The sequence below is a fragment of the Ramlibacter agri genome (genome assembly GCF_012927085.1).
Classification (GTDB): Bacteria; Pseudomonadota; Gammaproteobacteria; order Burkholderiales; family Burkholderiaceae_C; genus Ramlibacter; species Ramlibacter agri.
Window position 1 is genome coordinate 258211 of record NZ_JABBFX010000001.1, and the last position, 12955, is coordinate 271165.

Here is a 12955-nt window from a genome sequence, read left to right on the forward strand (position 1 = left end):
CATTGGGCCGGGTCAATCCGGATGTTGCAGGATGCGCTCTCATGAAACAGTCGGCGCAACACCCATGAAACATTCCGACGACGCCCCGGTCCGCTTGTGCTTCCTCAGCTACCGCCACCTGAGCGAACTGGCGAGCTCGGTCTTCGACGAATTCGCCGGCCGCGCGGAGATCGAGGTGGTGGAGGCCAGCTTCCAGCCGGCCGTGTCGGCCGCGCGGGCGCGTGAGCAGGCTGGCACGGTGGACGCCTTCGTCAGCGCCGGCTCCAACGCGGCGCTGCTGCGCGAGGCGCTGAGCGCGCCGGTGGCGACCATCCAGGTGAACGGCTACGACATCCTGCTGGCGCTGCTGCGGGCGCGCCAGCACGGCGAGCGGGTCGGCGTGGTCACCTTCGGCGGCATCATCGCGGAGCTCGATCGCGTCAAGCAGCTGCTGAACATCGACGTCGCCCAGCGCGCCTATCGCACGGCCGACGAGGCGCGCGCCTGCTTCCGCGCCTTCGCCGCCGAGGGCCGGCAGGTGATCGTGGGCTCCAGCATCGTGGTGGAGATGGCGGAGCAGGAAGGCCTGCACGGCATCCTGGCCTATTCGGCGGCGTCGGTGCGGCAAGGCATCGAGGATGCGATCGAGATGGGCCGCCTGGCGCGGCTGGAGGCCAGCCGCCATCAACAGGTGCACGCGCTGCTGCACAACCTGCAGGAAGCGGTACTGGCCACCGATGCCGCGCATCGCATCACCGCGATCAACGCCACCATGCAGAAGCTGCTGGGCGCGCCGCTGGCCGCCGTGCAGGGGCGCGACCTGCGCGATGTCGCGCCCGACCTGTCGCTGCTGGAAACCTTGCAGCGCGGCGAGGAGGAGCGCGGCCTCGTGCTGCAGTTCGGCGGCCGCGACTGGATCGCGTCGCGCACGCCGCTGCGGCAATCCGGCCAGGTGACGGGCGCGGTGCTCGCCCTCTACGACGGCCGTGCCATCGAGGAGGCGGACACCAGCCTGCGCACGCAGCGCCGCCGGCGCCGCCAGGGCGGCGTGCGCTATTCCTTCGCCGACCTGCAAGGCGCGAGCCCGGCCTTCCAGCGTGCCGTGCAGGCGGCGCGCCGCTTCGCCGGCACCGACCTCAGCGTGCTGGTCACCGGCGAGAGCGGCACCGGCAAGGAGCTGTTTGCCCAGGCGATCCACGGCGCCAGCGTGCGCGCCAGCCGGCCCTTCGTGGCGCTGAACTGCTCCGCCCTGCCCGAGGCGCTGCTGGAAAGCGAGCTGTTCGGCTACGAAGAAGGCGCCTTCACCGGTTCGCGCCGTGGCGGCAAGCCGGGCTTGTTCGAGGCGGCGCACACCGGCACCGTGTTCCTCGACGAGATCGGCGACATGCCGCTGCCGCTGCAGACGCGGCTGCTGCGGGTGCTGCAGGAGCGCGAGGTGACGCGCCTGGGCAGCACCACGCCGATCCCGGTGGACGTGCGCATCATCGCGGCCACCCACCAGCCGCTGCGCAGCATGATCGCGCAGCGCAGCTTCCGCGCCGACCTGTTCTACCGCCTCAACCTGCTGCAGCTCGCCCTGCCCTCCCTGCGCGAACGCGAGGGCGACATCGAGCTGCTGGCGCTGGGCGCGCTGCACCGCCGGCTGGCGCAGCTGCAAAGCCCGCTCGATGCGCGCGAGGTGCTGGCGCGCGTGCGGCCGATGCTGGCCGCCTATGCCTGGCCGGGCAACGTGCGCGAACTCGAGAACGTGTGCGACCGCATCGCGGTGTTCTTCGCGCAGTACGAGCGCGTGACGCAGGTGCCGCTGGAGGTGCTGGGGTTCGATTGCCCGGAGCTGGGCGCGACACCCGTCTCCGCCGGCCCTTCAGCCGCGGAAGTGCTCGCCGCCTGCGGCGGGCATCGCGGCCGCGCCGCAGAGCAGTTGGGGATCAGCCGCGCGACCTTGTGGCGGCGGTTGAAGAGTGGCCCGGCTGTATCGTAGGCTGGCTTCGCGCCTCGAAGCGAGCGACCCCAGCGACTACAGAAGCCCGCGAACCCGCTCCGCGCTCACGTCATTGAGACACCGGAAATGCCCCAGCGGACACTCCCGCTGGAAACATGGCGCGCAATCCAGCGGCGGCTGGTAACCCGGGTCCTGCTTCAGCCACACGACCTGCGCCCGCTCGTTCAAGGGCGGCGTATGCAAGGGGCTGGACGACCCATACAAAGCCACCTGCGGCACGCCGAAAGCAGCCGCCACGTGCATCAGCCCCGAATCGTTGCTCACCACCTGCCCCGCACCGGCGATCAGCGCAAAGGCTTCCATCAGCGAAGTCTGGCCCGCCAGGTTGCGGCACACCACCGGCGCCTGGTCGCGGATCGCTTCGCAGAGATCCGCCTCCTTGCCCGAGCCGAGAAGCAGCACGGGACGATCCAGCAGCTTCGCCAGCACACCGAAATGCGGCCAGCGCTTGGCCGGCCCGAATTCCGCGCCCGGCGCCATCACGACATAGCCGCCGCGCACGAGGCCGTGCTTCGCCAGCACGTCGTCGACCTCGCCCGCTGGCAACGCCAGCTGCGGCCGGTCTTGCTCCAGCCCCGTCTCGCCGCTCAGCGCGGAGTAGAACGCCACCATCGGCGGCTTGTCCTTGGGGTTCTTCAGGCGATGCGTGAGCAGCCCGACGCGCGCCTCGCCGAGATAGCCGACGCGGCGCGGCACGCCGGCCAGCAAGGGCAGCAGCGCGCTTTTCAGCGAATTGGGCAGCACGTAGGCCGTGTCGAAACGGCCGGCCAGTTCCTTGCCCAGCGAGCGGCGCGCCTTCAATTGCAGGCCGCCGTGGGCAAAGGGGAATTCGAGGACCGCGTCCACCTGCGGCATCGCGCGGTAGACCGGCGCTACCCAGGGCAACGCCCCCACGGTCAGCCGCTCGCCGCGCGCGTGGAGGCGGCGCAGCAGCGGCTCGGTCATCACCGCGTCACCGATCCATTGCGGAGCGATGACGAGGGAGTTAGTGGCCACCGCCGAAGTGCTCGCCTTCCTTGAGCTTGTACACGGTGCCGCAGTACGGGCACTTCGCCGCGCCGCTGGACGCGATGTCCAGGAAGACGCGCGGGTGGCCGTTCCACAGCTTCATGCCGGCGATGGGGCTCGGGCAGAACACGCCGCCGTTGCCGTTGAGGTCCTTGGCCGTCAATTCGACGACGGTTTCCTTGTTCGCTACCGTCATGCTCAGACCTTGGTCAGCCAGTGGGCGTACTTGGGATTGCGGCCGTTCACGATGTCGAAGAAGGCCGTCTGCAGCTTCTCGGTGATCGGGCCGCGGCGGCCGATGCCGATCTCCACGCGATCCAGTTCGCGGATCGGCGTGACTTCGGCTGCGGTGCCGGTGAAGAAGCACTCGTCGGCGATGTAGATCTCGTCCCGGGTGATGCGCTTCTGCACGACTTCGATGCCCAGGTCGCGGGCGATGTGGAACACCGTGTTGCGGGTGATGCCGTTCAGCGCGCCGGCCGACAGGTCGGGCGTGTAGATGACGCCGTCCTTGACCACGAACACGTTCTCGCCGGCGCCTTCGGACACGAAGCCGGAGCTATCCAGCAGCAGTGCCTCGTCGTAGCCGTCGTCCAGCGCTTCCATGTTCGCCAGGATCGAGTTGCTGTAGTTGCTGACCGCCTTGGCCTGCGTCATCGTGATGTTGACGTGGTGGCGGGTGTAGCTGGAGGTCTTGACGCGGATGCCGCGCTGCATGCCTTCCTCGCCCAGGTACGCGCCCCAGGCCCAGGCGGCGATCATGCAGTGGATCTGGTTGCCCTTGGGGCTGACGCCCAGCTTCTGCGAGCCGATCCAGACCAGCGGGCGGATGTAGCAGGACTCGAGCTTGTTGGCCCGCACCACCGCCTTCTGCGCTTCGTTCACCTGCTCCTTGGAGAAGGGCATCTGCATGCGCAGGATCTTGGCGCTGTTGAACAGGCGGTCGGTGTGTTCCTGCAGCCGGAAGATGGCGGTGCCATTGACCGTGTTGTAGGCACGGACGCCCTCGAACGCGCCGCAGCCATAGTGCAGCGTGTGGGTGAGCACGTGGACTTTGGCGTCGCGCCAGTCGACCAGCTCGCCGTCCATCCAGATCTTGCCGTCACGGTCGGCCATCGAAGGTACTACCGGGCTCATGAGAGTGTCCTTTGGGAGGTGTTCGCGGAAACCCTTGATTTTACGGCGCGGTCGGGGGAGCGGCCTCCGCGGGGGCTTCCGGCCGGTACAGCTCCCATTTCACCAGCTTGCCGCTGGCGAATTCGCAGGTGACGCTGGACTCGGAGTTGTCCTTCCAGCGGAAGATTTCCGGCTGCTTGTCTTTCTCGCTGAGCAGTTCACCCAGGGAGCGGGTCATGGCCATCACGTGCAGCAGGTTGACGCCAGGCTTCAGCTTGGCGTTGAGCATCACCGCGCTGTCGCAGTAGCCGACCGGGCGGTTCGAAGCGCGCTGCAGCACCTTCATCATGCGGGTGAAGTGCATCAGCATCCACATGACGATGCCGGTGGCGACGAAGGCCACGCCCTTCCAGCCATAGCCTTGCCAGGCCACCACGACGAGGACCACGGCGATGACGGGTCCGAAGATCTTTTGCAGGTTCATAAGCCCGCTATTGTCACTGCAGGCCGCGGACGACCTCCAGGGCCTCCTCGATCCGCTCGACCGGGTGGATGGTGAGCCCCTCCAGGTCGCGCACGTTGCCCTTGGGCGCATTGGCCTTCGGGACGATGGCCACGGAAAAGCCCAGCTTGGCCGCTTCGCGCAGGCGCTCCTGGCCGCGCGGCGCCGGCCGCACTTCGCCGGCCAGGCCCACTTCGCCGAAGGCGATGAAGCCCTTGGGCAGCGCCCGGCCGCGCAGCGACGAGGTAATGGCCAGCATCACCGCCAGGTCCGCCGCCGGTTCGCTGATGCGCACGCCGCCCACGGCGTTGACGAACACGTCCTGGTCCATGCAGGCCACGCCCGCATGCCGGTGCAGCACCGCCAGCAGCATGGCGAGGCGGTCGCGGTCCAGGCCCACCGAGAGCCGGCGCGGGCTGGGGCCGCCACTGTCCACGAGCGCCTGGATCTCCACCAGCATCGGCCGCGTGCCTTCCAGGGTCACCAGCACGCAGCTGCCCGGCACCGGCTCGGTGTGCTGCGACAGGAAGATGGCGCTGGGGTTGGCCACGCCCTTCAGGCCCTTTTCCGTCATGGCGAACACGCCGATCTCGTTGACGGCGCCGAAGCGGTTCTTGATGGCGCGCACCAGCCGGAAGCTGGAATGCGTGTCGCCCTCGAAATAAAGCACGGTGTCGACCATGTGTTCCAGCACGCGTGGGCCGGCCAGCGCGCCTTCCTTGGTCACGTGGCCCACCAGCACGATGGTGGTGCCGCCCGCCTTGGCCGCGCGCGTCAGGTGCGCCGCGCATTCGCGCACCTGCGCCACCGAGCCGGGCGCGGAGGTGAGCTGGTCGGAATAGACGGTCTGGATCGAGTCGATCACGGCCACCGTCGGCCGCTGCGCCTGCACGGTCGCCAGGATCTTTTCCAGCTGGATCTCGGCCAGCACCTTCACCTGCGAGTGGTCCAGGCCCAGCCGCCGCGAGCGCAGCGCCACCTGCGCGCCGCTTTCCTCGCCGGTCACGTAAAGCGTGGGCACGTCCTGGCGCTGCAGGCCGTCCAGCGCCTGCAGCAGCAGGGTGGATTTGCCGATGCCGGGGTCGCCGCCAATCAGCACCACGCCGCCTTCGACGATGCCGCCACCGAGCACGCGATCCAGTTCGCCGATGCCGGTGGGCGTGCGCGCCACTTCGGCCGCTTCGATGTCGGCCAGCACGGCCACTTCGGAGGCCGGTGCCAGCGAAGCAAACCGGTTGCGATTGCCGCCGCCTGCCGCTTCGGCGACCCCTTCGATGAGCGTGTTCCACGCGTTGCAGTGCGGGCACTTGCCCTGCCACTTGGGGGTGCTGCCGCCGCACTCGGAGCAGCTGTAAACCGTCTTGTCCTTCGCCATGGCCGAAGTGTAGAGGTCGCCCAGCCTACCCCTTCAAGGCCTGCTCCAGCGGCGCGAAATCCTTCTCGCCCACGGCTTCCCGGATCTTCTCGGACACTCCCAGCAACTGCTCGTAAGAAGTGGCGGCTTCCACCGCCAGGTTCAGCCGGAAGCCGCGCAGGCCCAGCCCCGCGCTGAGCCTGGACGCGATCGGGTAGGCCTCGGCAAAGCGCTCCTGCGGCGTGCGGCCGGAGTCCGGAACCGCCTCTTGCTGCGCCGGCTCGGGCGGACCGGCCAGCAGGCCCAGCGCCAGCAGCTGGTCCACGTCGGCCTGCGTGACGCCCATCGCCGCCGTGCTCTTGAGCACGTCCTTCAGGTCGCGCTTGCCGTCAAACAGGATGAATGCCGCGCGCTGCACGGGCGTCAGCGGCACCGAGCGGTCCTTCAGGACCTGCTGGCCAGCTGCCGTCTTCACCAGGATCATGGGCACCTCCGGGCCGGAGTCTGCCCCAGCTGCCGCGCGGCGCGGCTGGGTAAATCCCTGAACCCCGGGCTGACCCGCTTGTGGAGCCGCCGCCGAACATTTAACATGTTAAATAACTCGGCCGCCAAGATGAGCACCACTTTCCAGCACCGCAACCTGCCCCGCCTGCTGCTGCAGGCGCGCGAAGCAGTCATGGTGCACACGCGGCCCAGCCTGCGCGAGCACGGGCTGTCGGACCAGCAGTGGCGCGTGCTGCGGGTGCTGGGCGAACACGGGATGGTAGAGACGGGCCGCGTGGCCCGCGAGGCCTACATCCTGGGCCCCAGCCTCACGGGCGTGCTGGCGCGGATGGAGCGCGACGGCCTCATCCAGCGCGAGCGCGACCCGGCCGACCAGCGCCGCACCGTGGTGGAGGCGACGGCCAAGGGCCGCAAGATGGTGGACCGCCTGTCCACCACGATCGAGATGCACTACCAGTGGCTGGAACAGTCGCTGGGCAAGCAGAAACTGGCGCAGCTCTACGAGCTGCTGGATCAACTGATCGCATTGGAGCACGAGCCATGATTCCTGAGATGGCGCGCGGCACGGTGTACGGCACCCTGATGAATTTCAAGGGCGAGCTGGATGCACTGGGCGCGAAGATGAATGCCGCACCGTACAACGCGCCGCCCAAGGCGCCCGTGCTGTACGTGAAACCCGCCAACACCTGGAGCGAGAACAACGCCACCATCGCCGTTCCCGGCGAAGTGGAGATCGGCGCCACGGTGGCGATGGTGATGAAATCCGCGCGCGAGATCGCCGGCTACGTACTGATGAACGACCTGTCGCTGCCACAGGACAGCTTCTACCGCCCGCCGGTCAAGTTCAACTGCCTCGATGGCTTCCTCGCCATCGGCGAACGCATGCGCTCGCGCAACGAGGCCGGCGACCCTGCCGTCTTCAAGCTGGAAGTGCGCATCAACGGCTCACTGTGCCAGACCGTGCGCTTCTCGCAGCTGGTGCGCTCCGCCGACCAATTGCTGGCCGACGTCAGCGAGTTCATGACCCTGGGCCCCGGCGACATGCTGATGCTGGGCGTCGACGTGGGCCGCCCGCGCGCGAAGGCCGGCGACCGCATCGACATCTCCATGCCCGCCCTGGGCACCCTCACCAACACGCTCGTCGCGGAGGCCGCATGAAGCACGCCCGCGTTGTCTACCAGGGAGTGGTGCACGCCGCCACCGAGAAGGACGGCTGGCGCCTGCTGCTGGACGACGGCCAGCTGGTGTCGCCCGACGCCGTCACCTGGCTGCCGCCCCTGAAGCCGCTGGAAAAGCCACGGACCATCCTGGCCCTTGGCCTCAACTACGCCGACCACGCCAAGGAACTCGCCTTCAAGGCGCCGCCCAAGGAGCCGCTGGTTTTCCTGAAGGGCGAGCGCGCGCTCAATGGCCACCGCCAGTTCACCCAGCGCCCCGCCGACGCGACCTTCATGCACTACGAGTGCGAGCTCGCGGTGGTGATCGGGCGTGCCGCGAAGAAGGTCAAGCGCGACGACGCCTACGACTTCATCGCCGGCTACACGGCGGCCAACGACTACGCGATCCGCGACTACCTGGAAAACTGGTACCGCCCCAACCTGCGCGTGAAGAACCGCGACGGCGCCACGCCGCTGGGCCCGTGGCTGGTCGACGCCAGGGACATCCCCAACCCGATGAACCTGGCGCTGAAGACCACCGTCAACGGCCAGGTCACGCAGAGCGGCCACACGAAGGACATGATCTTCGACGTGCCCTTCCTCGTCGAGTACTTCTCCAGCTTCATGACGCTGAACCCCGGCGACCTGATCCTGACGGGCACGCCCGATGGCGTGGTCGACTGCCAGGCCGGCGACGTGGTCGTCACCGAAATCGAGGGCATCGGCGCCCTCATGAACACCATCTCCTGAACACTCCATGCGCATCGAGCACCTGATCAACGGCAAGTCCGTCGCCGGCCGCGACTACTTCGAGACCGTCAACCCCGCCACGCAGGAAGTGCTGGCCGAAGTGGCTTCCGGCGGCGAGCAGGAAGTGAACGACGCCGTCGCCGCGGCGAAGGCGGCCTTCCCGTCCTGGGCCGGCATGTCGGCGACCGAGCGCGCAAAGCTCGTTCGCCGCCTCGGCGACCTGATCGCGAAGAACGTGCCCGAGATCTCGCAGACCGAGACCAACGACACCGGCCAGGTGATCGCGCAGACCGGCAAGCAGCTGGTGCCGCGCGCGGCCGACAACTTCTATTACTTCGCCGAGATGTGCGTGCGAGTGGACGGCCACACCTATCCCACGCCCACCCACCTGAACTACACGCTGTTCCATCCGGTCGGCGTCTGCGCGCTGATCTCGCCGTGGAACGTGCCCTTCATGACGTCCACCTGGAAGGTGGCGCCCTGCCTCGCCTTCGGCAACACCGCGGTGCTGAAGATGAGCGAGCTGTCGCCGCTGACCGCGGCGCGCCTGGGCGAGCTGGCGCTGGAAGCCGGCATCCCGGCCGGCGTGCTGAACATCGTGCACGGCTACGGCAAGGACGCGGGCGAGCCGCTGGTAAAGCACCCCGACGTGCGCGCCATCTCCTTCACCGGTTCCACCGCCACCGGCAACCGCATCGTGCAGGCCGCGGGCCTGAAGAAGTTCAGCATGGAGCTGGGCGGCAAGTCGCCCTTCGTCATCTTCGACGACGCCAACCTGGACCGCGCGCTGGACGCCGCCGTGTTCATGATCTTCTCCAACAACGGCGAACGCTGCACGGCGGGCAGCCGCATCCTGGTGCAGAAGTCGATCTACGCCAGCTTCGTCGACAAGTTCGTCGCACGGGCGAAGAAGATCTCCGTCGGCGACCCGCTGGACGAACGCACCATCATCGGCCCGATGATTTCGCAAGCGCACCTGGCCAAGGTGCGCGGCTACATCGAACAGGGGCAGAAGGAAGGCGCGCAGATGCTGTGTGGCGGCCTCGAGGTTCCGTCGCTGCCGAATCGCGTCAAGAAGGGCAACTACGTCGCGCCTACCGTCTTCGCGGACGTCAAGAACAGCATGAAGATCGCGCAGGACGAGATCTTCGGGCCGGTGGCCTGCCTGATCCCCTTCGAGGACGAAGCCGACGCGATCCGCATCGCCAACGACACGCAGTACGGCCTGTCTTCGTACGTGTGGACCGAGAACATCGGCAAGGCGCACCGCGTGGCGGCGGCCATCGAGGCCGGCATGTGCTTCGTCAACAGCCAGAACGTGCGCGACCTGCGCCAGCCCTTCGGCGGCACGAAAGCGTCCGGCACCGGCCGCGAAGGCGGCACCTGGAGCTACGAAGTGTTCCTGGAGCCGAAGAACGTGGCGGTGTCGCTGGGCAACCACCACATCCCGCACTGGGGCGCCTGAAGATGCAGCGCCGCTCCTTCCTGCTGGGCGCCGCGGGCGCCGGCCTGCTGCCCGCATTCGCACAGGCGCAAGGCGCGTGGCCCGCGCGGCCGCTGCGGCTGGTCGTGCCCTTCACGCCCGGCGGCACCACCGACTTCGTCACGCGCCTCGTCGCGGCCGAACTGCCGAAGACCCTGGGCCAGCCGGTCGTCGTGGAGAACCGGCCCGGCGCCGGCACCGTGATCGGCGTGGACAACGTCGCCAAGTCGGCGCCGGACGGCCTGTCCTTCGTCACGGTCGCCAACAGCTTCTGCGTCAACGCCACCCTGCTGAAGAGGCTGCCTTACGACACGGTGCACGACCTGCGGCCCGTCGCGCTCATGGGCATGTCGGAGCACGTGCTGTGCACCTTCCCGGGCAGCGGCCTCCTCAAGGTGTCCGACATCGTGGCGCTGGCGCGCAGCAAGCCTCTCAGCTATGCGTCGTTCGGCTCGGGCACATCCGCGCACCTGGCCGGCGAGATGCTGAAGGCGCAGCTGGGCGCCGACATCGTGCACGTGCCGTACAAGGGCCAGGCCCCCGCGCTCTCCGACCTGCTCGGTGGCCAGGTCACCATGATGTTCGGCAACTGGCCGGAGTTCCGCGGCCACATCGCTTCCGGCAAGCTGGTGGCGTTGGGCATGGCGACGGCGAAACGCTCGGTCTATGCGCCGCAGATCCCGACCCTCGCCGAACAGGGCGTGAAGGTGGAGTCCAACTCCTGGAACGGCCTGCTGGCGCCGGCCGCCACGCCGGACGCGATCGTGCAGCGCATGAACGCCGACGTGAACAAGGCGCTGGCCGCGCCGGCAGTGCTGGAGGCTTTCCAGAAGGGCGGCATCGCCTCGCTTTCGGGCAGCCCCGCGCAGTTCGCCGATTTCATCCAGTCCGAGATCGCGCGCTATGCGGAGGTGATCCGCCGCGCCAACATCACGGCCGAAGGCTAGGAGACGACCATGGGCAAGCTGGCTCTCGCCGCCAAGATCACGCACGTCCCGTCGATGTACCTCAGCGAGCTGCCGGGCGAGCGCAAGGGCTCGCGCCAGGACGCGATCGACGGCCATGCGGAAATCGGCCGGCGCTGCCGCGAGCTGGGCGTGGACACCATCGTGGTGTTCGACACCCACTGGCTGGTCAACGCCAACTACCACATCAATTGCGGCGAGCACTTCAAGGGGCTCTACACGAGCAACGAGCTGCCGCACTTCATCAGCAACATGTCCTACGAGTTCCCCGGCAATCCGAAGCTGGGGAAGTTGCTGGCCCAGGTCTGCAACGACTGGGGCGTGGAGACGCTGGCGCATGACCGCACGACGCTGGCGCCGGAGTACGGCACGCTGGTGCCCATGCGCTACATGAACCAGGACCAGAACTTCCAGGTGGTCTCGGTGTCGGCGCTGTGCCAGGCGCACTATCTCAACGACAGCGCGCGCCTGGGCTGGGCCATGCGGCGCGCGGTGGAGGACCACTACGACGGCACCGTGGCCTTCTTCGCCAGCGGCTCGCTGTCGCACCGCTTCGCGCAGAACGGCCTGGCGCCGGAGTTCGCCTTCAAGATCTGGAGTCCCTTCCTGGAGCAGCTCGATCGCGAAGTCGTGCGCATGTGGGAAGCCGGCGAGTGGAAGGCCTTCTGCGGCATGCTGCCCGAATACGCCAGCAAGGGCCACGGCGAAGGCTTCATGCACGACACAGCGATGCTGCTAGGCGCGCTGGGCTGGTCCGAATACACCGGCAAGGCGGAAATCATCACGCCCTACTTCGGCGCTTCCGGCACCGGCCAGATGAACGCGCTGTTCCCGGTGCTGCCGGTCAGCGGCGACGCCATCCCCAAGGCGCAGGCTTCCGCCGCCGAGGGCTATACCAACATCAACCAGCGGCTCTGACGAACATGCCCCACTGCGTCATCCTCTACACACCCAACCTTGACGCCAAGACGGACGTCAGTGTCCTGTGCCGCAAGCTGGCGGACCAGATGCTCACGATCCAGGACGAAGCGGGCAAGCAGGTGTTCCCCACCGGCGGCACGCGCGTGCTGGCCTATCCCGCCGCGCATTACGCCGTGGCGGACGGCAAGGGCGACTACGGCTTCATGTACCTGAACATCCGCATGGCCAGCGGCCGCAGCGCGGACGTGAAGAAGATGGCCGGCGACCGCTTGCTCGACGTCGTGAAGGAACACTTCAAGCCCATCTTCGAGCAGGAGCTCGTGGGCATCACCCTGCAGATCGACGAAAGCCCCGGCCAGGTCTACGACGGCAAGCACAGCACCCTGCACCCCCTGTTCAACCAATGAGCTTCCTCCCCGACACCATCCAGCAGCTCGCCCGCGAGCTGCACGAGAGCGAGCGCACCCGCCAGCAGGTGGAGCACTTCTCCAAGCGCTTCCCCGGCATGACTGTCGAAGACGGCTACGCCGTCTCGCGCGCCTGGGTGCAGATGAAGATCGCCGAGGGCCGCAAGGCGCTGGGCCACAAGATCGGCCTGACCTCGCGCGCCATGCAGCAGTCCAGCCAGATCGACGAGCCGGATTACGGCACCTTGCTGGACGACATGTTCTTCACGCCGGGCGACATCCCCACCGAGCGCTTCATCGCGCCGCGCGTGGAGGTGGAGCTGGCCTTCATCCTCAAGCAGCCGCTGCGCGGCGCCGAGGTGTCGATGGAGGACGTGCTCGCCGCCACCGAGTACGTGCAGCCGGCCATCGAGATCATCGACGCCCGCATCGAACAGTTCGACCGCCACACCAAGGTCGCGCGCAAGGTGCAGGACACCATCAGCGACAACGCCGCCAACGCCGGCATCGTGCTCGGTGGCCGCAAGGTGCATCCGCGCGAGGTGGACCTGCCCTGGTGCGGCGCCATCCTGCGCCAGAACGGCGTGGTCGAAGAGACCGGCCTCGCTGCCGGCGTGCAAGGCCATCCCGCCATCGGCGTGGCCTGGCTCGCGCGCAAGCTCGCGCCCTGGGGCGAGGGCCTGGAAGCCGGCGAGGTCGTGCTGGCCGGCTCCTTCACGCGCCCGGTGGGCGCCAAGCGCGGCGACGTCTTCGACGCCGACTACGGGCCGCTCGGCCGCTTCGAATTCCGCTTCGTCTGAGAGATTC

The 12955-nt window shown here is 68.1% G+C and carries 15 protein-coding genes; 9 read left to right on the top strand and 6 right to left on the bottom strand.

The window, feature by feature from the left end; all coding sequences use genetic code 11:
- Positions 1 to 64 precede the first annotated feature (64 nt).
- Positions 65 to 1960 carry a propionate catabolism operon regulatory protein PrpR gene (gene prpR / locus HHL11_RS01285; RefSeq protein WP_169416576.1) on the top strand — a complete coding sequence of 632 codons (1896 nt, stop codon included), beginning with the start codon at positions 65 to 67 and terminating at the stop codon, positions 1958 to 1960.
- A 36-nt stretch (positions 1961 to 1996) separates the two neighbouring features.
- On the opposite strand, the gene waaF is transcribed toward prpR, so the two are convergent.
- Genes waaF through HHL11_RS01315 form a run of 6 tightly spaced genes read right to left on the bottom strand, consistent with a single transcriptional unit; the run spans position 1997 to position 6445 of the window.
- The gene (gene waaF / locus HHL11_RS01290; protein ID WP_342593156.1) at positions 1997 to 2977 is read right to left on the bottom strand and encodes a lipopolysaccharide heptosyltransferase II; all 981 of its coding nucleotides are present in this window, start codon (positions 2975 to 2977) and stop codon (positions 1997 to 1999) included.
- Positions 2967 to 3185 (bottom strand): zinc-finger domain-containing protein, encoded by a 219-nt coding sequence (locus HHL11_RS01295; protein ID WP_169416577.1) that lies wholly within the window; start codon positions 3183 to 3185, stop codon positions 2967 to 2969. Before HHL11_RS01295 ends, waaF begins: the two co-directional genes overlap by 11 nt.
- Before the next feature lie 2 nt (positions 3186 to 3187).
- On the bottom strand, positions 3188 to 4126 hold the full coding sequence (locus HHL11_RS01300) for a branched-chain amino acid transaminase (protein WP_169416578.1): 939 nt from the start codon (positions 4124 to 4126) through the stop codon (positions 3188 to 3190).
- A gap of 40 nt (positions 4127 to 4166) precedes the next feature.
- The gene (locus HHL11_RS01305) at positions 4167 to 4589 is read right to left on the bottom strand and encodes a glycerate kinase (RefSeq protein ID WP_169416579.1); all 423 of its coding nucleotides are present in this window, start codon (positions 4587 to 4589) and stop codon (positions 4167 to 4169) included.
- 13 nt (positions 4590 to 4602) lie between these two features.
- Positions 4603 to 5982: a DNA repair protein RadA gene (gene radA, locus HHL11_RS01310; protein WP_169416580.1), complete on the bottom strand. Its 1380-nt coding sequence runs from the start codon at positions 5980 to 5982 to the stop codon at positions 4603 to 4605.
- Positions 5983 to 6007: 25 nt separating this feature from the next.
- On the bottom strand, positions 6008 to 6445 hold the full coding sequence (locus HHL11_RS01315; protein ID WP_169416581.1) for a hypothetical protein: 438 nt from the start codon (positions 6443 to 6445) through the stop codon (positions 6008 to 6010).
- A gap of 129 nt (positions 6446 to 6574) precedes the next feature.
- Here HHL11_RS01315 and hpaR point away from each other — a divergent pair, with 129 nt between their 5' ends.
- The 8 genes from hpaR to hpaH are packed head-to-tail and all read left to right on the top strand — an operon-like array spanning position 6575 to position 12948.
- Positions 6575 to 7009 carry a homoprotocatechuate degradation operon regulator HpaR gene (hpaR, locus tag HHL11_RS01320; protein WP_169416582.1) on the top strand — a complete coding sequence of 145 codons (435 nt, stop codon included), beginning with the start codon at positions 6575 to 6577 and terminating at the stop codon, positions 7007 to 7009.
- The gene (locus tag HHL11_RS01325) at positions 7006 to 7623 is read left to right on the top strand and encodes a fumarylacetoacetate hydrolase family protein (protein ID WP_169416583.1); all 618 of its coding nucleotides are present in this window, start codon (positions 7006 to 7008) and stop codon (positions 7621 to 7623) included. Before hpaR ends, HHL11_RS01325 begins: the two co-directional genes overlap by 4 nt.
- A complete protein-coding gene (locus tag HHL11_RS01330) occupies positions 7620 to 8372 on the top strand; it encodes a fumarylacetoacetate hydrolase family protein (RefSeq protein ID WP_169416584.1) in 753 nt (250 codons plus the stop codon). Before HHL11_RS01325 ends, HHL11_RS01330 begins: the two co-directional genes overlap by 4 nt.
- Positions 8373 to 8379: 7 nt before the next feature.
- Positions 8380 to 9837, top strand: coding sequence for a 5-carboxymethyl-2-hydroxymuconate semialdehyde dehydrogenase (gene hpaE, locus HHL11_RS01335; RefSeq protein ID WP_169416585.1), 1458 nt, complete (start codon positions 8380 to 8382; stop codon positions 9835 to 9837).
- A gap of 2 nt (positions 9838 to 9839) precedes the next feature.
- Positions 9840 to 10802, top strand: a complete 963-nt coding sequence (locus HHL11_RS01340) for a tripartite tricarboxylate transporter substrate binding protein (RefSeq protein ID WP_169416586.1) — start codon at positions 9840 to 9842, stop codon at positions 10800 to 10802.
- 9 nt (positions 10803 to 10811) lie between these two features.
- Positions 10812 to 11738, top strand: a complete 927-nt coding sequence (hpaD, locus tag HHL11_RS01345) for a 3,4-dihydroxyphenylacetate 2,3-dioxygenase (protein WP_169416587.1) — start codon at positions 10812 to 10814, stop codon at positions 11736 to 11738.
- Between the two features lie 5 nt (positions 11739 to 11743).
- Positions 11744 to 12148, top strand: coding sequence for a 5-carboxymethyl-2-hydroxymuconate isomerase (locus HHL11_RS01350; RefSeq protein ID WP_169416588.1), 405 nt, complete (start codon positions 11744 to 11746; stop codon positions 12146 to 12148).
- A complete protein-coding gene (gene hpaH, locus HHL11_RS01355; protein WP_169416589.1) occupies positions 12145 to 12948 on the top strand; it encodes a 2-oxo-hept-4-ene-1,7-dioate hydratase in 804 nt (267 codons plus the stop codon). Before HHL11_RS01350 ends, hpaH begins: the two co-directional genes overlap by 4 nt.
- Positions 12949 to 12955 lie beyond the last annotated feature (7 nt).